The organism is Sanguibacter sp. Z1732, assembly GCF_051020515.1.
GTDB lineage: Bacteria > Actinomycetota > Actinomycetes > Actinomycetales > Beutenbergiaceae > CALKWS01.
The window spans coordinates 3,483,852-3,504,574 of the sequence record NZ_CP194857.1 but is presented as its reverse complement, the minus strand read 5'-3'; the positions used below and the strand labels follow the sequence as shown (position 1 = coordinate 3,504,574).

General features: G+C 65.1%; 18 protein-coding genes and 3 pseudogenes. 12 read left to right on the top strand and 9 right to left on the bottom strand.

Annotated elements, in window-relative coordinates:
- The first annotated feature begins 93 nt into the window (after positions 1–93).
- Positions 94–654, top strand: coding sequence for a hypothetical protein (locus ACRRRO_RS18280; RefSeq protein ID WP_424796252.1), 561 nt, complete (start codon positions 94–96; stop codon positions 652–654).
- A gap of 777 nt (positions 655–1,431) precedes the next feature.
- A complete protein-coding gene (locus ACRRRO_RS18275) occupies positions 1,432–1,785 on the top strand; it encodes a hypothetical protein (protein ID WP_329864301.1) in 354 nt (117 codons plus the stop codon).
- 27 nt (positions 1,786–1,812) lie between these two features.
- On the opposite strand, the gene ACRRRO_RS18270 is transcribed toward ACRRRO_RS18275, so the two are convergent.
- From ACRRRO_RS18270 to ACRRRO_RS18255, 4 genes and pseudogenes are all read right to left on the bottom strand, one after another.
- Entirely contained in the window at positions 1,813–2,358 is a 546-nt protein-coding gene (locus tag ACRRRO_RS18270) for a DUF6611 family protein (protein WP_424796251.1), read from the bottom strand.
- Positions 2,359–3,056: 698 nt separating this feature from the next.
- Entirely contained in the window at positions 3,057–3,512 is a 456-nt protein-coding gene (locus tag ACRRRO_RS18265) for a hypothetical protein (protein ID WP_434081626.1), read from the bottom strand.
- Between the two features lie 91 nt (positions 3,513–3,603).
- Positions 3,604–3,663: pseudogene (locus ACRRRO_RS18260) on the bottom strand (hypothetical protein); the annotation flags it as partial.
- Between the two features lie 127 nt (positions 3,664–3,790).
- Positions 3,791–3,931 (bottom strand): annotated as a pseudogene (locus ACRRRO_RS18255) (DNA cytosine methyltransferase); the annotation flags it as partial.
- A gap of 225 nt (positions 3,932–4,156) precedes the next feature.
- On the opposite strand from ACRRRO_RS18255, the gene ACRRRO_RS18250 reads away from it, so the two are divergent.
- Positions 4,157–5,005 (top strand): hypothetical protein, encoded by an 849-nt coding sequence (locus ACRRRO_RS18250; protein ID WP_424796249.1) that lies wholly within the window; start codon positions 4,157–4,159, stop codon positions 5,003–5,005.
- Between the two features lie 184 nt (positions 5,006–5,189).
- Here the strand turns inward: ACRRRO_RS18250 and ACRRRO_RS18245 are convergent, their stop codons facing one another.
- Positions 5,190–6,071 (bottom strand): hypothetical protein, encoded by an 882-nt coding sequence (locus ACRRRO_RS18245; protein ID WP_424796248.1) that lies wholly within the window; start codon positions 6,069–6,071, stop codon positions 5,190–5,192.
- A gap of 74 nt (positions 6,072–6,145) precedes the next feature.
- On the opposite strand from ACRRRO_RS18245, the pseudogene mobF reads away from it, so the two are divergent.
- The 4 genes and pseudogenes from mobF to ACRRRO_RS18225 all read left to right on the top strand — a co-directional run bounded on the left by mobF (position 6,146) and on the right by ACRRRO_RS18225 (position 13,092).
- Positions 6,146–9,693: pseudogene (gene mobF, locus ACRRRO_RS18240) on the top strand (MobF family relaxase).
- A gap of 157 nt (positions 9,694–9,850) precedes the next feature.
- Positions 9,851–10,204, top strand: a complete 354-nt coding sequence (locus tag ACRRRO_RS18235; protein WP_424796246.1) for a sulfate permease — start codon at positions 9,851–9,853, stop codon at positions 10,202–10,204.
- Positions 10,205–10,379: 175 nt separating this feature from the next.
- Positions 10,380–11,939 carry a thymidylate synthase gene (locus ACRRRO_RS18230; RefSeq protein WP_424796245.1) on the top strand — a complete coding sequence of 520 codons (1,560 nt, stop codon included), beginning with the start codon at positions 10,380–10,382 and terminating at the stop codon, positions 11,937–11,939.
- Positions 11,940–12,033: 94 nt separating this feature from the next.
- Positions 12,034–13,092 (top strand): nucleotide kinase domain-containing protein, encoded by a 1,059-nt coding sequence (locus ACRRRO_RS18225; RefSeq protein WP_424796244.1) that lies wholly within the window; start codon positions 12,034–12,036, stop codon positions 13,090–13,092.
- 16 nt (positions 13,093–13,108) lie between these two features.
- Here the strand turns inward: ACRRRO_RS18225 and ACRRRO_RS18220 are convergent, their stop codons facing one another.
- Together ACRRRO_RS18220 and ACRRRO_RS18215 are read right to left on the bottom strand one after the other, a co-directional pair.
- Complete coding sequence (locus ACRRRO_RS18220) at positions 13,109–13,735, bottom strand: hypothetical protein (RefSeq protein WP_424796243.1); 627 nt, start codon at positions 13,733–13,735, stop codon at positions 13,109–13,111.
- 15 nt (positions 13,736–13,750) lie between these two features.
- Positions 13,751–14,218 carry a TIR domain-containing protein gene (locus tag ACRRRO_RS18215; protein WP_424796242.1) on the bottom strand — a complete coding sequence of 156 codons (468 nt, stop codon included), beginning with the start codon at positions 14,216–14,218 and terminating at the stop codon, positions 13,751–13,753.
- An 82-nt stretch (positions 14,219–14,300) separates the two neighbouring features.
- Between ACRRRO_RS18215 and ACRRRO_RS18210 the strand changes: the two genes are divergently transcribed.
- From ACRRRO_RS18210 to ACRRRO_RS18200, 3 genes are read left to right on the top strand one after another with little or no spacing between them, the layout of a single operon-like run.
- Entirely contained in the window at positions 14,301–14,738 is a 438-nt protein-coding gene (locus ACRRRO_RS18210) for a hypothetical protein (protein WP_434080687.1), read from the top strand.
- A gap of 1 nt (position 14,739) precedes the next feature.
- On the top strand, positions 14,740–15,525 hold the full coding sequence (locus tag ACRRRO_RS18205) for a toll/interleukin-1 receptor domain-containing protein (RefSeq protein WP_434080686.1): 786 nt from the start codon (positions 14,740–14,742) through the stop codon (positions 15,523–15,525).
- Positions 15,522–16,262, top strand: coding sequence for a hypothetical protein (locus ACRRRO_RS18200; protein WP_434080685.1), 741 nt, complete (start codon positions 15,522–15,524; stop codon positions 16,260–16,262). Before ACRRRO_RS18205 ends, ACRRRO_RS18200 begins: the two co-directional genes overlap by 4 nt.
- Positions 16,263–16,401: 139 nt before the next feature.
- Here ACRRRO_RS18200 and ACRRRO_RS18195 read toward each other — a convergent pair whose 3' ends face one another.
- Entirely contained in the window at positions 16,402–17,484 is a 1,083-nt protein-coding gene (locus tag ACRRRO_RS18195; protein WP_424796239.1) for a tyrosine-type recombinase/integrase, read from the bottom strand.
- 297 nt (positions 17,485–17,781) lie between these two features.
- Between ACRRRO_RS18195 and ACRRRO_RS18190 the strand changes: the two genes are divergently transcribed.
- The gene (locus ACRRRO_RS18190; RefSeq protein WP_424796238.1) at positions 17,782–18,210 is read left to right on the top strand and encodes a very short patch repair endonuclease; all 429 of its coding nucleotides are present in this window, start codon (positions 17,782–17,784) and stop codon (positions 18,208–18,210) included.
- Here ACRRRO_RS18190 and ACRRRO_RS18185 read toward each other — a convergent pair.
- Complete coding sequence (locus ACRRRO_RS18185) at positions 18,200–19,378, bottom strand: hypothetical protein (RefSeq protein WP_424796237.1); 1,179 nt, start codon at positions 19,376–19,378, stop codon at positions 18,200–18,202. The genes ACRRRO_RS18190 and ACRRRO_RS18185 overlap by 11 nt on opposite strands.
- Positions 19,379–19,710: 332 nt before the next feature.
- Between ACRRRO_RS18185 and ACRRRO_RS18180 the strand changes: the two genes are divergently transcribed.
- Complete coding sequence (locus ACRRRO_RS18180) at positions 19,711–20,691, top strand: DNA cytosine methyltransferase (RefSeq protein ID WP_434080684.1); 981 nt, start codon at positions 19,711–19,713, stop codon at positions 20,689–20,691.
- Positions 20,692–20,723: the final 32 nt, after the last annotated feature.

The following is a 20,723-nucleotide window of genomic DNA, read 5'->3' as shown; positions in this document are numbered from 1 at the left end:
CGGCGGCGGTGACCGTAAGGATTTGGGCGATCGCCGTATGGGTTCCGTTTACGCTCCTTCCGCACAACCCCCTACGCGTCCTAAGACGGAAGAGTGACCCTGACTGAGATACTCCCCACCCTCCGGCGAAGCCTTCCCACCCCGATAGCTCTTGCCGAGTGGCCCGCGCACACCGAAGCAACCACCGACGATGTCACTGTGAGTGGAATCTCGCTGCGCCAGTACGTCGACCTCTGCGGAACGCCGTGCGTGCTCACTGGCGACGATCCCATCCTGGACTCGCGTCACCCGGAGTTGACGGGAACCAGGACTGTGGTGGCCATGAAGATCACGGTCATCGTCGACACGCCGGAGCATCGCGCGATCGCGCTGACGGATTCCTGGGGCACTAACCTTGACGCCTGCTGGAGCGAGTGCCGTCTGATCGGGCGGGTATCCATCGCACGTCTGCAATCGTTCGAACTCATCCCGGGAGAGCTCGGCGCGCCGGCGTTGCCCTACCCGGTTGCTGCACTGCCGAGCGACCTCCATGCCGGTGACCTCCTCGCCGTCCCATCCCGCAGCTCGATCTCCCTCGCCCAGCTCCGCCCCAGCCACGCAACAGAGCTTCGAAGCAGCGGCACCGTCTCGGAGACTGGAGAAGAGCTTTCATGAGCCTCCTTCACAGCATCCTGAGTGCTCGCGCACTTCGCCACGCAGCGCAAGCGCGAGACATCCACCGCCGAGACAGGAGAGCCGTCGTCACTGCAGATGATGTGGTGGTCACCGGCCGGTCGTTGGCACAACTGGCGTCATCGCGTGGAACCCCCAGCGTGCTCGTCACGTCCGCCGTGGACATCAGACAGCGCGATACTCACTTCACATGGGTACTCACGCGCGTCACGGCCGTTTCCGGCGAACCACACGGACATCGCCGGGAGATCACCATCGACGCGAGCCTCCAGGAGATCGCCTCCGTGATCACGCAGACCCACATCGTGGGCGCCCGTCCACCGAAGAAGACGCGAACCGTCACTGTCACCGGCGCAGACCAGGTATCCATTGATGTTCGGATCCCAGCCGGCACGGAACCCGGGGCCGTGATCGCGTTCCGATGCGCGTCGACAGTCGCTTTGAGTCAAGTGCGACCGCACACCTCGACGGCCCGAACCGGAGATGTCGACGACACCACATGGGGCGCGCGGTGCATGAAATAACACGGCCCCCATGTGACAGGCACACGAGGCCGACGCCAACACGGCTGAGAGTGCTCGATCGGTACCGACGATACTCGTCCGCGGCGACGAGCACCCTGCTCTGCACGACCTCATCGCGACCACCGGCACGCTCAATCACCCACCCGCATCGCAAGCGAACTTCGTACCCGAACGGATACGCGGTGTAGTCGGATGCATCCACCTCCCCACGGCGGACACGGCATCTCCAGCGAAGATGCGCAGCCGGCTCAAGGATGAGCGGAACCTCGCGCGCATCCTCGGCGAGCAGCTCCCCCGTCTGAGCCACCTGCTCTTCGTCCTCGACACGGGCGCACCCCAGCACACCCAACGCCTGGCCAGGCTGGCGTCATCTGCGATCACCCGCATCCACGCAGACATCGAGATGACCGCGGGCCGGTCAGTGTGCGTCACCGCGATCGTCCTCGATAGGACAGCAGACCCCACTGTGCTGCGAGATCGCATCTGCGAAAGACTCCGCGACAACCCAATCGAGGGAAGCTTCCTTCTGAAGTGGTCAGAGATCGTGCAAAGCTCGATCCGCGACGTCGTATCCGAAGCTCTCAGCTAAACGTATCCATGCGCGTGCTTCTTCGGCCTACTCGATCCGGGAAGCGTTCATCTCGGCTACTTCATCGTAGATCGCCTGCCATACGCGGTAGAAAGACGCCGATGACATCTCGCCACGGCGTAACGATCGCGATGCGCCCTCGAGCACCCGCGAAAAAAGCAACAGACCCTCTTCTCGTTCCGCGTCCCGCGCGTCAGGGTGAAAAGCAAAGCACGAGGACCAGAGCATGACGGAGCATCGGCGCACCGGAGCTGAACGAAGAGCGAGATAGCCGCCCACTGGGAGCAGGACACCTGCGATTAGCAACGCACTAGCCCCCAAGGGGGCGCCTACTCCTGCCAGCAGAAGCCCCACCACCAGGCCGCCGCCAGCGGCAATCGGCACGAAAAGACGACAAGCCTCCGCGAACCGTCGCGTTCGTTCGTCCGCATTCGGTGGATAAACCACCAGCCGCGAGTACGATGCACCGTACCGGCCGACCGCGTGCGACACATATCCCCAGCGAGGAACCTTGTCAACGGCCCTTGAGGTATGAAAGGGACGAGGAGGAGCGGAGGAATCTGCAGGAGTCACACGGTGATCGTCGCTGAGGCTTTCGCCGCGGTATAGCACTCCAAACGGAACTCATACAAGCCTCCCGCCTGATCGGCGGTTTTCCACACGCGCTGCTGACACCATTAGGTGTCTCTGTGGCGCTGATGGCAGTCGTCGATCAAGTCTCGCTTCACAGATCCGCGAGTCGGTCAATGGAGCACAACTCAGCCCACTTCTCGGCTACTTGAGAGGCAGTGTCGGAGGCTTGCGCGCGAAGCGCAACGAGCAACGCCGCAACGATGGCGGTAACGACGATCGCCACGACGAATCGCGAAACAACCCCACCGATTGCCGTGTGGGTCACTGCTGCGACGACAGGCCACCACGCGCTCCGAATGACCGCAGTCGAGGCCCGCCCACCACCGCTCGGAACTTGTCGTTGTATGGTCCCAGACTGTGATCGTCGCCACCTACCGCCGACCCATCGTCGCGCCATTTCCGACCAAGGCATACATGCTGCTTTGACAATTCGCCCTGCTGTCATCCGATCAGCGCTCGGAGGGCAGCTTCGGCCTGCTTTGGCAAGACGCCATTACCTAACGCCGCAAGTTGCTGCGATTGCGTGAGCGCAAGCGCGGGGTCGGTCACCCAACCAGCGTCCAGGCCCATGATCCACTCCACAAACGCTGGGGCGGGGCGTGGTCCGGTTCTGTCGTTCAGTACTGTCGGCGCCGGCGCTACTCGTCCCATGATTCGTTCCCATCGGAAGATGGCTGGGCCGTATCGTCCCCACTGCCGAAAAACTCGGCGATCAGCGCGAAGGTTGCCTCCGACGACCGACGACTGCGCCTGGTCGCGAGGTCTATCACCTGATGGCTTAGGGCGATCGTGCCACGCCTGGCCTTCACCAGATCCAGAGTCTCCCCGCCCCTGGCGGAGTCGGAGGCGAGCGGCGTTCGGAACAGTACGGTTCGCGAGGATGAAGATGCGGAACCGGGGGTGTGGTGCGCCGATTGCGGACGCGGGTAGGCCGATCCATCTCGCATCATACCGGAGGTCGGCCAGGTCTCCGAGTACGGCGCCAAGTGCCCGTAGAGGTCGGGCTGGCTGGTCTCCCAGACCCCACGGGTCGGGCTCCACACCGCGAAGGGTTGCACCTGCGGGGGTTTCAGGTTCGGGGTTGCGTCGTCCATCGTCGTCTCCTTCCGGGGCCGGGCGGGACGCGGTTGCGGTAAGCAGGCCGCGTACGTTCTCGATGACGACCCACTCTGGTTGCAGCTTCTCGATCGCGGTCGCCATGTGTGCCCAGAGACCGGATCGGGTACCGGGGGCAAGGCCGGCCATCTTGCCAACCGTGGAGACGTCCTGACAAGGGAACCCGCCGCAGAGCACATCGACGAGGCTCGACGGTCTGCCAGTCGATCGTGGTGATGTCGCCGAGGTTCGGAGCGTCGGGCCAATGGTGGGCGAAGACACGGGCAACAGGTTCGTTGATTTCGGAGAACCAGATCGTGCGGGCGTCGAAGACTTCCTCGACGGCGAGGTCGAGACCGCCATACCCGGAGAACAGTGACCCGACCCGCAGACGGTGATCGTTGTTCGGCTGGCGCATCAGGACTCCGACAGGTTCGTGATCCCTGGCCGTGGTCCACTCGCGAACTCGACACCAGGCTGGTCACCTGCCAGGTGCTCGCCCCCCATCGACCATCCTGAGCCGGTCGAACCGTCACCGCTCATGCAGGTCGTTCCGACCGCCCCTCGGAGTTACCACGCGTCTTGCAGGTCGCGGTAGAGCGGGTCGCGAAGGTGCGCGTGGGAACGGAGATATGGTGCGGCTATGACGAAGCGGCGACCCGGGCGGCAGCCTCCACCGCCCGAGAACAATGAGTGGCTTAGGCGTCTGGACCGCATCTCGGAAGCGGTCGATGCCTGGCGTAAGCGTGCAGAGAATCCGATGTCGCCCGAGCCTGGAAGCTCGCTCGCAGCTGACTCCGTCGACGGATTGAGTGTCGAGAACCCCGTCTGGTACTCGATGTGCATCTCCTCCGAGCACTTGGATTTCGCGATCGATGCCATGCGGGCAACAAGCACGATGTACCCGACGGCCTACATGACCGTTGCGCGGACCGCGTTCGTCGCGGCGGTGAACGCGGTGTGGGTCCTCGCACCGCCAACGCGGCAAGAACGTCGCGAGCGGGCGCTCAGGCTCCGCGCCGACGACCTTCGTGTTCAGGTCACATCCTGCCGCGATATGCAGATCCCGGAAGGCAAACCTGAGGAGGTTCGTACGGGCCTCCTGGAGCAACTGCGCGAGCGGCAAGCCAGCTTGCAGAAGGTCGCGACTGCGCTCGGCCTGCGAGAGGACGTCACGAAGATTCGGTTCCATCAGACCGGGGCGATCGACTGGGTCGCACAGCACATGCACGGCGTCGATGACGACCTGCTCATCGGTGCGACGCAGGCAATCTGGCGATCAGGCAGCGCGGCTGCCCACGCGCAATATCATTTCGGCGTCATGCGACTCGACCGAAATGAGGTCGTACGCGAGGAGTCGGGCGGTTCGATCGTGCGGCTACGCGGAGACCTCGACAACGATGTCGGCCCTGCTATCGCAGCGGCGACCATGACCCTGAGCGAAGCATTCCGGCTGTATGACCTCCGGCGCGTAACGCATACCCGTAGCTGAGCGGCTCGGCCACCGAAGGCGTGGAGGGTGATCGTGTTGACCAGCGACTTGGAGCCGGACGCGGCCGCGGGCGCAATACCTCGCGGATTGCCGCCGCAACTGGAGGCTCATTTGGCGCTACCCTCAGCCTGTGTCTGCAACCCGAACAGGTCCCTGAGGAGCTACGCGCGCAACCACCTCGATGTCAACGGGGTCTTCGCAGCCAAGATGGCGCTCGCCGTGCACCGACCGCCGAAGATCGTATCCCGCGGCTGCGCCTCCCAAGTGCCTCGAAGGAATCGTCGCTGAGCGTGAGCTTCTTCGGAACAACGCCCTTGATTGCTTCGAGCTTGCTTCCGACGGCCTCGATGTCCTTGCCAATACGCACGAGTGGATCGATAGGCAACTCGATGCGCTTCTCGACGTCGAGGTCGAGTACAAACGTTTCGTGGAACGGTTCTGGAGATGCCGTTCCGGTGTACTCGGCTTCGACTTCCCAGCGGCGCGGGATTCCCGACGCGTCGTCAAACAACTCAGGTACTTGACCCAGGAACCAGATGTATGTGTTGCCCGGATTGAGCGTACGAAAGCTCACGTTGCCGCTGAACGTCTCGTTGACCTCAGCGAAATGTGCGTTCATCATTCCAGGTTTGAAGAATTTCTCCAGGGAAGTGAACGGCGGGCTCACGCGCAACCGCACCTCGTGGGCCGGACTCACCCCGATGTTTCGTACGGCGATATGAAGCGTGCCCTCTGCCGGTGCACCGCGGTTCTTTCGAACGAAACGAGTGGGTTCCAGGGCGACCTGGACCCTCGGTCGGACGGCTTCGACGTTGACCTGGCGCGCCAGTTCGTTCGATGCGATCAGCGCCTTGTTCGACTGATCCACCTGACGAATCTGATACCAAGCGAACCCCAACGCAACCAGAGCTGACGCTCCGAATATGGCAGACCATTCTTCGGCGGTCGGCATGTTGGGGAACCGCCACCACGAGCCCCATATCGCGACGCTGGCAGAGAACAGCCCGAACGCAACCACTACAACAGCAGCAACCGACAAGACGATGCGTGCGGCCGGGTTCTTCACCTTCCCAACTTTATCGGCGGCGACCTGCGGCCACTGTGATGCTTACGTCAGTTGTACCGCGAACACCTACGTGTATGACCGTTTCGATGCGCGTGATGAGCGCCGGCGACGGCTACAAGTACCTGCTCCGCACCGTCGCCGCAGGCGAGGTGACCGCTCACTCTCGACCCCGCTGACGAGGTACTACGCCGAGGCGGGCAGCCCGCCGGGTCGCTGGCTCGGCGCGGGCGTCGCAGCGCTGGGCGGGGTGATCGTGGAAGGCGATCAGGTCTCCGAATCCCAACTCCAGCTTCTTGTCGGGATGGGCCGGCACCCTGTCACCGGCGACCCGCTCGGACTGGCGTATCCCGCGTACAAGACCGCGGCGGATCGCATCGAGGAGCGCGCCGCGGCGCTCGATCCCGGCCTCGGGCCGGCCTCGCGTGCCGAGGCGGGTGCGCAGATCGAAGCCGAAGAAGCGGGGCGGGGGACGCGGCGCGCGGTCGCTGGGTACGACTTCACGTTCTCAATCCCGAAGTCCGCATCAGTGCTGTGGGCAGTCGCGGACGCGGGCACGCAGGCGCTCATTGCCGAGGCGCATCATGCGGCGGTTGCGGAGGTGGTTGCGTTCATGGAGCGGGAGGTTGCAGCCACCCGCACCGGCGCAACCGCACGCGGTGGAGCCGTTGCACAGGTAGATGTCCGTGGCCTGATCGCCACGGCGTTTGACCACTACGACTCCCGGGCTGGAGATCCGCACCTGCACACTCATGTCGTCATCTCGAACAAGGTGCAGACCGTCCTGGACGGCAAGTGGCGCTCCCTCGACGGCCGGCCCATGCACGCCGCGACGGTCGCGCTCTCCGAGCTGCACGAGGCCGTGTTCGCCGACCACCTCACGAGGTCGTTTGGCGTCTTCTGGGAGTCCCGCGAGATGGGCCGGGACCGCAATCCGGCGTGGGCGGTGGCGGCCGTGCCGGAGGAGCTGGTGGCCGAGTTCTCCTCCCGATCCCGGCACATTGAGGCCGAGAAGAACCGGCTCATCGCCGAGTACGTCGACAAGCACGGCCGTCAGCCCTCGACTGCAACGATCATCAAGCTCCGCGCCCAAGCCACCCTCACCACCCGCCCAGAGAAGCAGGTCCGGTCGCTGGCTGACCTGACCGCCGAATGGCGGCACCGCGCCGGCCGTATCCTCGGCACGGATGCGACCTCATGGGCGCGGATAGTCGCAGCGAACGACGCACCGCTGCTGCTTCGCGCCGACGACATCCCCTTGGACGTGATCGCGTCCCATGGCCAGTCGGTCGTGGAGGTGGTGGGCGAGAAGCGCTCCACCTGGCGTCGGTGGAATCTCACCGCCGAGGCGGCCCGGCAGACGATGGGTTACCGGTTCGCCTCCACCGTGGATCGGGAAGCGGTCGTCGGACTGGTCGTGGATGCCGCCGAGGCCGCGTCGCTGCGGCTCACCCCGCCCGAGCTCGCGACGAGCCCGGTGGCGTTCCGCCGGCCGGATGGCACTTCGGTGTTCCGGCCGAAGCACTCGACGGTGTTCTCCTCCGAGCTCCTGCTGGCAGCCGAAGACCGCCTCCTCAAGCGCGCCCGCATGACGACCGGCCCGACCGTGCCACTTTCCACGGTGGAGCGGATCGCTACCAGGCCCGACCGGGAAGGGCGGGTGCTCGGCGACGATCAAGCCGCCGCGTTGGTGTCGGTCGCCGTGTCCGGCCGCGTTGTCGATGTCCTGGTCGGCCCGGCCGGAGCGGGCAAGACCACGGCGATGTCCGCGTCGCGGCGGGCATGGGAGGCCGAGCACGGACCCGGCAGCGTGGTCGGGCTTGCGCCGTCTGCGGTCGCCGCGCAGGTCCTCGCCGACGACCTCGGGATCGCGACGGAGAACACTGCGAAGTGGTGGGAGATCCATCAACGCACCGGCCAGTCGTTCCGCACGGGTCAGCTCGTGATCGTGGACGAAGCGTCCCTCGCCGGCACGCTGTCCCTGGACCGGATCACCGCGCTGGCGGCCGGGGCGGGGGCGAAGGTGCTGCTGGTCGGGGACTATGCGCAGCTCCAGTCCGTCGACGCCGGTGGCGCATTCTCTCTGCTGGTCCACGATCGGTACGATGCGCCCGAGTTGGCCGATATCCACAGGTTCACGAACTCGTGGGAGAAGACCGCCTCCCTCGGCCTTCGGCACGGGCGCACTGAGGTCATCGACACCTACCTCGACCACGACCGCATCCAGGGCGGGGAGACGGAGGCGATGATCGACGCCGCCTACACCGCATGGCGAGCCGACCGGCAAGCGGGCCGTGCGACGGTGCTGGTCACCGACTCCAACGAATCCGTCCTCGCGCTCAACCAACGCGCCCGTACGGACCTGATCCTCGACGGCACCGTCCACGGCACCCGCGAGGCCGAGTTGCACGATGGCACCCGCGCCGCAGCCGGGGACACGGTCATCACCCGCCGCAACGACCGCCGCCTGCGTGCCGGCCGGTCCTGGGTTCGCAACGGCGACCGGTGGACCGTCACCGACATCCGCAACGACGGCTCAGTCACCCTCCGCCGCGTCGAGCACAGACGGGGCGGATCGGTTGTGCTCCCGGCGGACTATGCGGCCGAGCACCTGGACCTCGGCTACGCGGTGACCTCCTACCGGGCACAGGGCATCACCGTGGACACCTCGCACGTCCTTGTCGACTCATCCATGACGAGGGAGAACCTGTACGTCGCGCTCACCCGCGGCCGAGACGCGAACCTCGCCTACGTCACCATCGACAAGCCCGACGACTCCCACCAGGGACCTCACCCCGGCGACAACACCGACGCCACCGCCAAGAGCGTGCTGTTCGGGGTGCTCCAGCACGTCGGCGCCGAGCTCTCCGCCCACGAGACCATCGCCGCCGAGCAGGACGCTTGGAGGAACATCGGTCAGCTCGCTGCGGAGTACGAGACGATCGCCGCCGCCGCCCAACGCGACAGGTGGGCGAACCTCGTGCGCGCATCCGGACTCACCGACGACGATGCGGGCGCCGCGATCAGCTCCCCAGCGTTCGGCGCATTGACTGCCGAGCTTCGCCGTGCCGAAGCCAACCACCACGACATCGAGGCCCTGCTGCCACGGCTCGTGCGGGCACGGGGCTTCTCCGATGTCGACGACATCGCCGCCGTCCTCCACTACCGCGTGACTCGCGCCACCGCCCGCCCCGCCGGCTCCGGCCGCGCCCGCAAGACGCCCCGGCTGATCGCCGGCCTCATCCCCGAAGCCACCGGCACCATGAGCGGCGAGCTCCGGCAGGCGCTCACCGAACGCCGCGACCTCATCGAGACCCGCGCCGACGCCCTTCTCGACGCCGCGCTCATCGAAGGCAAGGGGTGGGCGAAGGCGCTCGGCGCCCCGCCGAAGGACGCCAAGACCGCCGCGACCTGGCGCGGCCTGGCTCGTACGGTCGCCGCGTACCGCGACCGCTACGGCATCACCGATCCCACGCCGCTCGGCGCTCCCGCCGAGAACGACGCGCAGAAGATCGACGCGGCCCGCGCGAGCGCCGCCCTCGACCGCGCACGCGACCTCGCGCGAGGGCCGGGGGAGGAGCCGCAGCGGCGGCCCGGACAAGAGCCCGTGCGCCGCTCGCTATGACACGCATGCCCTTCCCGATGTCAGGGCCGCGTCGTACGATGGATGACGAGGCGGCCTCTATATTGGCGCTGTCGCTCCCCGCTACAGCATGACCAACCCGCAACAGCGGGCGGTCCTTTCAGGTTCTTGTCGCCGAACCCCTGAGAGGACTATGCCCATGTTCCGGCTCATCTGGGCGGCCGGCGTCCGCACCCACACCATCCTCAGCTACGCGCCCACCAACCTCCTGATCGCCGCGACCCGCACTCGCCGCGGCCTGCGCTGGGGCATCCCGGCCATGCTCGTTGCAGTGCCCTATGGGTTCGTCGCGAGCTGGTGCATCACCACCATTGATAGCGGCGGTTCGGGTTGGCTGAACCTGCTCGTTCTCCTCGCCACCTGGAACATGCTGAAGCTCATCGTCAATGGGCCGATCACCGCGCTGCTCCTGTTTCACACATGGACGTGCGAGATCGCCATTCGACGCCGAGCTCATCGGGCCAGGCCGCGATATGACGAGGTCTCGCGCTAACGCGCCGGCACGACCCCGACCCTGTCGTCGCATACTGACGCCCCCGCCGCCGAAGAACTGACGCGGCAGTCTCTATGCCACGACACGACCGGCACCGGACTTGTTCGATCACGGGATTCCTCGCGCCACGCGGGATACTCGATCTCAAGATCGAAGCGGCTCGGGGAGGGTATGCATGCTCTATCGCAATGCTGCGCGGGCCTTCATCGCTGAGCTTGCCGAGATTCGTTCGAGTGGGCAACCGGTGACGGTTCGCGGACTGCCGACTCACGAGCGTCTCGCACGTACTGTGACCTTGGCGCAGCCAACGGAACGTTTCATCACAGTACCGGGTCGTCGCAACGATGTGTTCGCGACCATCGCCGAGACGATGTGGGTGCTCGCTGGGCGCAATGACATGGAGTATCTAGCCCGCTACCTCGGCCGCGCGCTGCAGTTCTCGGATGACCAGGTGACATGGCGTGGTGGCTATGGGCCACGGTTGCGCGACTGGGGTGGAGTCGATCAAGTGGATGAGATCCGCAAGCTCCTCCGTTCGGACCCTGAGTCTCGCCGGGCGGTCGCCGTCCTGTTCGATCCGGCGCGCGACTTCGCGGATACGCTCGATGTGCCCTGCAACAACTGGCTGCACTTCCTCGTCAGGGATGGCAGCGTACACCTCAACGTGACCGTGCGTTCCAACGACATCCTGTGGGGATTCTCCGGCATCAACACGTTCGAGTGGAGTGTCCTGCACGAGATGATGGCCTTCTGGCTCGGTGCGCGACTCGGTCACGCGTCGTTCTTCATCTCATCCCTTCATCTCTACGACGAGCGGAATGAGCAAGCTGACCGTGCCCTCGCCGGGTTTGGTGGCGCCACCGGCTATGAGGAGGCGTGGGCGGGCGCTCAGTTCGGGACTCGGTGGGAGGACTTCGCGGGTGTGCTCGATCGCTGGTTCGACATCGAAGCTCGACTGGCGTCCGGGGAGAACTGTCACGTGGAGATCGCTGGCTTCTCCGACCCGTTACTGCGTCAGTTCCTTCAAGCGATCGCGATCAAGTGGGAGATCGCCGCAGGTGCTGACGACGCCCGGCAACGTGAACTCGTCGACGAGCTCGGCCACAGCGACATCGCCTTCGCGCTCCACGAGCAACTGTTTCGAGACTCCGCCCAGCTACTGTCCCAGTCCGTCTCCACGGTGGATTGGGTCGACCTGCGCGAGTCGGTCATCGCCTTGCATCGGTCGAAGGACGCCGCCTACGGCAACTCGTGGAAGAAGCGCGGGGAGCTGATCAGCATCGCCGCCAACCTCGCCCGCAAGATCGATCGCATCGATCAGGTGGCAGGTGGTGCGGCAGCGGGGAGAGAGGCACTTCTGGACACTGTGGTCGATCTCCTCGTGTATGCAGTCAAATATGAGACCTTCCTCGCGGACCAGTCGACCGACGTCGCCGAGCAACTCTTCACGAATGGCGGTGAGCGGTTCAGCGACGGCCCGGATGGTTTCGAGGAACTCATGAAGGCGCGTGACGTCGTCGGCGAGGTCGGGACCGTTCATGCCGAGGCCGCAGAGGCCTCGACGGTGTTCGACGAGTTGAATGCTTTCCTCCAGCTCCACCCGCAGGGCGAGTGGATGGAGAAGCTCGCATTGGCAGAGCGCCTGACGGCGACCGCGTTACGCCTCGTGCTTGCGGTCGCGCTGTCCGACCCGGATGGAGTCGACACGCTACGCCGCGACGCGGGACGATCATGACGGCGGTTCTGGCGGGCTGCGACGCGTCCGGCGAGAGATGATGGAGCGAACCAGTGGCCGACGGGTCGGACTTGCATCTCGCCACGAGAAGCGGATGACCATAGGCAGCACAAAACGGAGACAGGCACAGTTTATGCGAGCACCAACTCCCCGGGACGGGGTCTACGACCTCTACTGGAAGTTCGCCGCTGAGCGACAGCACGTGTTTGAGGCGCGAGTCGCTGGAGCCCCGGGGCCGTGGACGCAGGACCGGATTCTTCAGGAGTACAAGTTCTGCAACGTCTATCGGGCTGCTGACCGTGTCAGCCAGTACCTCATCCGTGACGTCGCTTACCGCGATGACGACTCAAGCCCTGCCGATCGTCTGTTCCAGATCGTCGCGTTCCGAAACTTCAGCAATGTCAGTACGTGGGAGACCGTCGTCGAGATACTTGGGCGGTCGCCTCGGATTGCAGATCTGGAGACCGGTGTGTTCGAAGCCGCGCTCACCGAGGCGAAGGACCGCAACGGCGGCCTCTACACGGGGGCGTTCATCCTCTGCGCCACGGACGCTTACGGTCGCAAGACCAAGCATCTGAACCATGTGGAGCTGTTCCGGGACATGTTCGTGCGGTCGCGCCTTGGCGAGCGGATTCTTGAGGCCAAGTCGCTGGAAGAGGTCTATGACCTGCTCCACACTTTCCCCTTGATGGGGGATTTCATGTCTTACCAGATGGCGATTGACCTGAACTACTCGGAGCACGTGAACTTCTCCGAGAACGACTTCACGAAGCCTGGTCCGGGCGCGCTACGTGGCATCAAGAAGGTATTCTCCGACCTCGGTGGTCTCACGCCGCAAGAGGTGATCATGTGGATGGTCGACAACCAGGAGGCTGAGTTCGCCCGCCTGGAACTTGACTTCAGCGGTCTCTGGGGTCGGCCGATCCAGGCGATCGACGCTCAGAATCTCTTCTGCGAGACGGACAAATACTGCCGTGAGGCGGTTCCGGAGCTTGCTAGCGCGAGAAGCCGGATCAAATCGCGCTACGTCTCCACGCCGGAGCCGATGACGCTCTTCTTCCCTCCCAAGTGGGGGATCAACAGTCACCTGCCTCAGAACGAGGTGCTGGGAGGTGAGTTCGCGCGTGCGCGCGTCCTCGAGCCCATGTTCTAGTTGAGCGCGCTGACGTTCACGCGGCTGCTGCTGGCTGCCGGCGACGTGGCCAGTCGTGCGGGCGTCCTTGCACCCCCGGCTCGAGCGATCGCACCCATTCGATGATCGCTGCGACGTGCTCGTTGGTGAAGTTGCTTCGGTATGCAGGTCCCGAGTGCACGAGGTCGAAGCCATAGTCGTTGCGCAGTGATTCGGGGATGACTGGGCCGTCTCCGCCGAAGTACACGAACTCGTCTCCGAGCATCACCCGCTCGCTCTTCGTGTCGCGCAGCATGTGGCGCGCCTCTAGAGAACCGTCGTCCTTACTGTGGCGGGAGTTCTCCTGGATCCATTCATCGGCCAGATCGCGGTGGTAGATGTTGTCGCCGAAGTGCTGCATGCGGCTGCCCCGAAGGTTCGGCCGTTTCTCAGCGAAGCGTTCATCGTCCCAATACGCCTGGAAGCTCACGATCTCTGAGACGCGCATGGCGTAGACGAGGTTGCCTGCTTTGCCGTTCGGTCGGGAGCCCGTGCCGACTATCCAGTCGTCGACCTGGGCGACCCGGCGGATGTCCTGCTTGCAGGTGGCAAGAGAGCAGACCCCGTGAAAGGGGTTTGGCGCGAACCCGACGTCGTAGCGCACGATGTAGCTGAACACCTTCACGCTCGACCTCCTTATTCAGCAGGCAGCCCGCGGAATCGACTGCACAGGCGCGGGAGCACCACTGGGTTCTGTCCAGTTGTCCTTGCCGTCAAGAGCGTCGATGATCGCCTGGGCATCCCAGTTGACGATCGCGTTCGCGTAGTCTTCGAGCGGCTCGGGCATGTCGTCGTGCGTGGTGCCGGGTGCCCAGACCCCGACGATCCGCTTGTCGGGGAACTTGCGGGCGTACTCGATCTCCCAGTCGACCCACTCGTGGCTCTTCGTGTCGGGGGAGATGATGACGATGATCTTGCCCGCCCATCGGATCTGGTCGGCCAGGATCTGTCTGATGTAGTCGGGGCTCTTCGCGTTGTTCGGGGTCTCGCTCGTGATCGACGAGTCCCGGATCTCGGCTCCGCTGCCGGAGAGCATCTTCTTGAGATCTCCGACCAGCGCGTCGTCCTCGTGACGGTGGCTGATGAAGATGTTGTGCTGGTCGCTCATGTCGGGCTCCTCCCTTCCAGGGATAGTCTACTTTTGACCACCGACATCGCCCCGATGAGGCGGCGTTTCGAGAGGAGAGCGCGTGCCGATCCCGCCGATCCTCGACGTGTTCGTCGTCTGGCACCCCGACGACGCGATCGGCGCCGAGCGATTCGCGGAACTCCATGAGCACTTCCATAGCCCGGCATTCTCGGGCCTGGCTGGCGGTGCCGTCGAGGTGTATGCGCGCAGCGATCCCTGGGAGGACGGAGCTCCGCCACGGCCCTTGGGCATTGCGACGCCGCTCGGCGAGGGACTCCCGGCCGCACAGTTCAACGCGATCGTGCCGATCATCGACACGAATTTGCTCCGTGCAGCGGCCGAGGCGGTCAATCCATGGAACAAGTATCTTCGCGAGATTGTCGAACTGAACCTGAGGGATGGCGTAGGCGTCTACCCTGTCGTGGCGGAAGGCCTGCAATGGGGTACCAGCATCGTCAATCAGATCCTCGGCGGCATCATCCAGCCCCCTGCCAGCTGACGTGAACACGGATAGCGGCTTGTTCGGGCGCGAGCTGGCGCAGGCGATCACCCAGCAGATCCAGCAGGAGGCGAACCTCCCCGCACGGCTGACGGTGTTCGTGAGTCACACGAAACACCGTTCTTCCGAGGAAGCTTCGCGTTCCGGCCCCGCGATGTTCGAGCGTGTACGTGACCACATCCAGCAGTCTCACCTGTCGGCGTTCTTCGACGCGCAAGACATCCAACCTGGTGGCGACTGGGAGAGGACGCTTGAGGACGCCGCTGGCAGCAGCGCGCTGCTGATGATCCGCACCGACGTGTACGCCGCACGAGAATGGACCCAACGTGAGGTCCACGCCGCAAAGCACAGCGGCATGCCGGTCGTCTGCATGTACGCGCTCACTGCCGGGGAGGAGCGGGGCTCCTTCCTGATGGACCACGTCCCCTCGGTAGTCTGTGACCTCGCCGATCCCGCTCCCGGGGTTGCTCTTGCCCTCAACAGGCTCGTCGACGAGACGCTCAAGAACACTCTTTGGCAAGCGCAGACGTCCTATCTCTCGGAGGACGGGTTCGATTGGCTTCCTGCGCAATCGCCTGAGCCGACCACACTCGCCCCCTGGCTCGCTTCACATCAAGAGACGCAGCCAGATGACAAGCACCTCTGGGTCATTCACCCCGATCCGCCCCTCGGGCCCGCGGAACGAGAGGTGCTGCTGCAGTTGTGCGCGGTGGCAGGCTACGACGTCGACGTCGACATCTTGACGCCCCGGACGTTCGCTGCGCGCGGTGGAGCACTCAAGAAATGAGCGAACCCACCCTCATCTCGCGAGACGCTCTCTCGGGCCAGAAAGTCACCTTGTCAGTCTCTGAGAGCGCCGATCTCTCACGTCTTGGTCTCACTGAGCAACACTGCCGACTGGTCGTCGCCGAAGTAGGCAGAGCGATCATGCTCGCGGGAGGAACCGTCGTATACGGCGGTCACCTCAATCCCGGTGGCTACACCGAGATCCTGATCGAAGAGGCCCAACGTTTCAGCAGCGGAAGATCCGCGCTTGAGATCACGCTCGCCGAATCTGAGTACCGGAAGCTCACGGCAGACGAGCTGATCGCGGCAGACAGGAATCTCGGTGACATCGGCAGACTGACGTTGGTTTCCGAGTCGCGTAAGACGGTGCCGATCTCGCGTGCCCTGGACGGCTCTTGGACCCAAGACGCCGGCAACGCGTTGACCGCGATGCGCGAGCATGTCGCGAGCGAAACGACAGCCCGTCTGATTGTTGGGGGGCGCCTCGCGGGCTACGTCGGCGCGGAACCGGGCGTGATCGAAGAGGCCCGTCTGACGATTCAGTCCGGACGCCTGCTCCTCGTCGCCGGAGGGTACGGTGGCGCAGCAGCGGCAGTCGCGCAGCGTCTATATCCGCAGTCTTTCGATGGCTGGGCACCCGGCGCGTACCCGGCTCATGCTCAGGACGCACAGGTCGCAGTCGCGCTGGATGCGCTGCATGCGCGCGTACGCCAGTGCCGCCTCCGGCCCTCACCTTGACGAAGAGCTCTCGCGGCTCCTCACAATCAGCCACAGGCCAGCCGACATCGCGCGCGCGACCGTGCGCCTTCTCTCAGCGGCGGCGAACTCAGCTGACGGCTCGACGTGAGTAGCAAGAGCATCCCCTGAGCGCACCGGGTCAGGTTCCCTGGCGCCGTTGTATGTCCTTCGCGAATGCCTCGTCCAAGTGCACGGCAGTGACCGGATCGACCATCTCGTTTCGACGAATGTAGTGACGCAGCGTCGTCCTCGGATCAGTGTGACCAAGCAGCGCTGCCGCGAGCTCGACACTCGCGCGATCATTGATCGCAGTGGCCGCCGTACGGCGGAACATGTGCGACGTCACACCCTCGATGCCGGCCAGATCGAGGACATGACGAAGCTGCCGACGCACGTTGTTGGTCGTCAGAGGTGTGCCGTTCCGGCTGGAGAACACGAGATCGTCCTCATTCATACGACAGCGATGCGCCAGGCGAGTCCGAAGCGCCTCGGCCGCGAAGGACGGCAGGGCGACCACACGGCGGGAGCGCGCCGTCTTCGGGTGATCTTGACGACTGGTCGCCACCCCACGCTGGCTGACGACTGTCCCAGCGATCCTCACCGTGGCCGGCGCCGAAGTCAGGTCGATGTCGCGCCGCCGCAACGCCAGGACTTCCCCGATGCGAGCGGAGGTGCCGAGCATCACCTCGATGACTGCCCCGAGTTGTCCGTCCGGTCGAGGCCCGGTCTCGTTCAGACCCGTCTCCCAGTAGCGCACCGCAGCACGCACAGCATCAACCTCTGCCGGAGTCAGCGCCGATGGTGGGATGCGCTCGCGGTGGAGCCTTCCAACATGATCCATCGGGTTGCGCGGGAGGATCTCGTGCCGCACGGTAAGGCCCAGTGCGAGGCGGAGCGCAACGCGCGCCCTGTTTCGCTTGCTGGGACTTTCGCGGGCAAGGCTCTTTAGAAACCGGTCGCAGCGGGCCACGCCTACCTCGCGCAATGTCAGGTGCTCGAAAGCGGGCAGCACCAGAGTCCGCATGTTCCGCTCGTAGAGCTGCTGAGTCGTCAACGACAGACGGTCTTCCAGCTCCATGTCCTCAAGCCAGTAGTCCACCAAAGCCGGGAAGCCGCTGTCCGGCGTGATGTCGGCGGCGCCGGGCTGGAACAGTGACCGCTGTGACAGTTTCGACTTCAGCGCGCGCTCCGCTGCGGCCTTCGTGTCTGCTGTGGCTGACACCTGCCGAGACGCACCGTCCCAGTCGCGATAGCGCGTGCTGGCCGTGACCCGGCCCGACGCCACGCGAAAGACTCGGATCTTCCCGAACGTGCCGATCGGCGTGCGCGGCCTACCCAAGTGGCCAACCCTTGCCCGACCTCGTCCGACGCTGGCTACTGGCGACTGGTTGCGGAGACACGGCCTTCAACTTTAGCGGCCTCCTCATCTGGCGGCGACCGAGCGACTCGTCCTTCCCCGGGGCGTCGTAATCGGCCCCGACGGAGTGAACCATTCACGACGAGTCCGTAACCTCGAAGCATGTACACGCCGTGGGCTTCCAGTGCTGCCGCTCGGAAGACCATGCAGGGCAACCGAAGCCGGGACACGCAGGCGGAGCTGGCGGTGCGCCGCCTGGTGCACGCCACGGGACTGCGATACCGGGTCAACGCGCGACCGGAGCGCGACCTGCGCAGGACGGCAGATCTGTTGTTCACTCGCGCCCGTGTCGCCGTGCTCATCGATGGCTGCTACTGGCACGGCTGTCCCGAGCACTTCAAGATGCCGTCGACGAACCGCGACTACTGGGAGGGCAAGATCGGCCGGAACCGGCTCCGCGACATCGAGACCACCGCGTTGCTTGAGGGGCGCGGTTGGAGGGTTCTGCGGTTCTGGGAACACGAAGCCCCCACCTCTATCGCCGCGAGCATCGTGGATGTCGTGCGCGATCGACGAGAGGTCACTCACTGAGAGCGGACAGGCTCTCAGCCCAGTCGTCGGTGATCGTCTGGATCGGCGCGAGCCTGTCGGGAAAATCCTTGTGCCGCGACATGCGTGAGGTGAGCCCGTAACGGAACTCCCACCGTCCGGTCGGCGAGAAGAGGCAGGCGGCGACGACGTCGAACCCGTCGACGGGGTAGAAGCGCGACGCGGGATCGCCCTTGGAGGCGCGGGTCTTCTGCACCTCGACCTTGAAGCTGCCGCTGGCGGAGGTCTTGGGGCTCGCGTTCTTGCACTCGACCCTCATCAGCCTTCCGTCCGCGAGGATCACGTTGAAGTCGTGCATCGCGTCCACGTCGAGCCGCTCGACCGCGGAGATGTCGGGCGAGCTCTCGAGCAGGTGTTCCAGGTGGTACTCGGCGACCCCGCCGCGCACGGCGACAGAGAGCCGGTTGCGTCCGCCGATGATGTCGAGGATCTGCTCGCTGGTGAGCGCGAACTGCTCCTCCAGCACGTGCCGGCGCGGCAGCTCATCGACCGCCGTCTCATCGGCAAGCGCTACGGCAGCCGAGTACCGCAGCGGCGGGTCCAGACGCAGGGAGGTCGCTCGTCGTTCGAGACGCGCGTAGTCGATGAGGCGGTCGGGAGTGAACGCGACGACCGTCTCCAGATTCGTGGGTGAGCGGGGCTCCGAGCGTTTGGTGCCGGTGCGGTTGATCTTCTCCCAGACGTGCCACCCGGATGCTTTGGCCTGCATGATCTCGGCGTCTTTGGCGTAGAAGGAGATGCCCATTGGCAGCGGGTCCCAGAGGTTGGCGTCCAGGCCGAGGATGACGCCGTCGGCGAGGTCGACGCCGAGGATCATCGTCACGTCCACGCCGGCGACGTCGCGTCCAAGGGGGTGCTCTCTCTTCCAGGACTCCTCAGCGCCGTAGCGGAGCTGGCCGCGGACCTCGTCGTCAGGGCGGTTCTTGATCGAGTTTCGGGTGACGCGGAAGGGGTAGACGAGCATCCCGATCCGCTCGTCGGAGCTCAGCTGCACCCCGAGGTAGACCGGCGCGCGGTGCGGGTCGCTCGCGTACAGCACGCGGCCGCCGGAGGCACGCACGGCGTCGAGGAGGAACGCGTGCAGGTCGCTGCGTCCCTGGACACGGTAGACCTCGCCGAAGGCTCGCCCGGCGAGCGGCTCTTCCTCCACAGGACCCCTTCCGGATTGCGTTGTCCACCGATGTCCTTGGTCACGTTGGGCATGTCGGTGGCTGTTGGCAGACTCGTCTCGACGATACTGGTCAGACACGCACTGCCCGCAGAGGCCGGGCCGTGCGTGCACGTATAGAAAGAGGTGGCCGATGGGCGAGCAACTCCCGGTGGTGAGCCTGTTCTCCGGAGCAGGAGGACTCGACCTCGCCGTCGAACGTGCCGACGCCGAGCCCCTCGATGCCGGCGACCCCGGCAGCGGCCTCCTTCGTGTGTCGGTCGCGACGGACTACAACGAGCCCGCGTTGCAGACGTTGAAGGCGAACTTCGACGGTGCCGCGACCCCTCACCGGCGACATCCGACAGGTCTCCACCGAGCAGATCCTCGCCACCGCAGGGCTGCGGGCCAAAGAGCCTGTGCTGGTCGTCGGCGGCCCGCCGTGCACTCCGTTCAGCAAGTCGGGGTTCTGGCTGGAGCAGAAGCGCGAGAGCCGCGACCCGAACGCCTCGCTGCTGGACGAGTATGTCCGTGTTGTCCGCGAGTCCCGCCCCGAGGCGTTCATCCTGGAGAACGTGCAAGGCCTGACGTACAAGACCCACAAGGCGCAGTTCGATCGGCTCCTCAAGGGACTCGGCGAGCTCGGCTACAACCCGCAGTGGAAAGTGCTGCTCGCCGCCGATTACGGCGTCCCTCAGCTGCGCCGTCGCGTGTTCGTCGTCGGACGCCGCGACGGGGAGAAGTTCGAGTTCCCCGAGCCCACCCACTCCGGCTGGAGCGAGCACACCCGCACCGTCGACGCGAACAAGATCCCCCACGTCACCTCCTCCCAGGCGTTCGCCGGACTGCCCCGACTGGTCCGTGCGGCCGAGGACGAGATCGTCGATGGCAACTACGGAGAACTTGCCGCGGAAATCCCGCCCGGTCAGAACTACCTTTGGCACACCGAACGCTACGGCGGCCGCAACCACTTCGAATGGCGCAGTCGCTACTGGACCTTCCTGCTCCGCCTCGACCCCAACCGGCCATCCACCACGCTCCAGGCGCAGCCCGGACCGTGGGTCGGCCCGTTCCACTGGGAGAACATCCGCACAGCCTCTGGCGAAGAACGAGCACGACGCCTCCGCGTCAACGAAATGCTGCGCCTGATGTCCTTCCCGGACGACTTCAAGATCGACGGCACTCGAGTCGACGTTCAACGCCAGCTCGGCAACGCCGTCCCGCTCGAACTTGGCAAATCCGTAGTTCGCGCGCTCATGGATCAGCTCGGTTATCTAGGGCGAGAAGGCACAGCTCGAATAGCCGCGTTCGGCTGAGCCGTCTGCTGAACGTCTATTTCTTGGCCCGG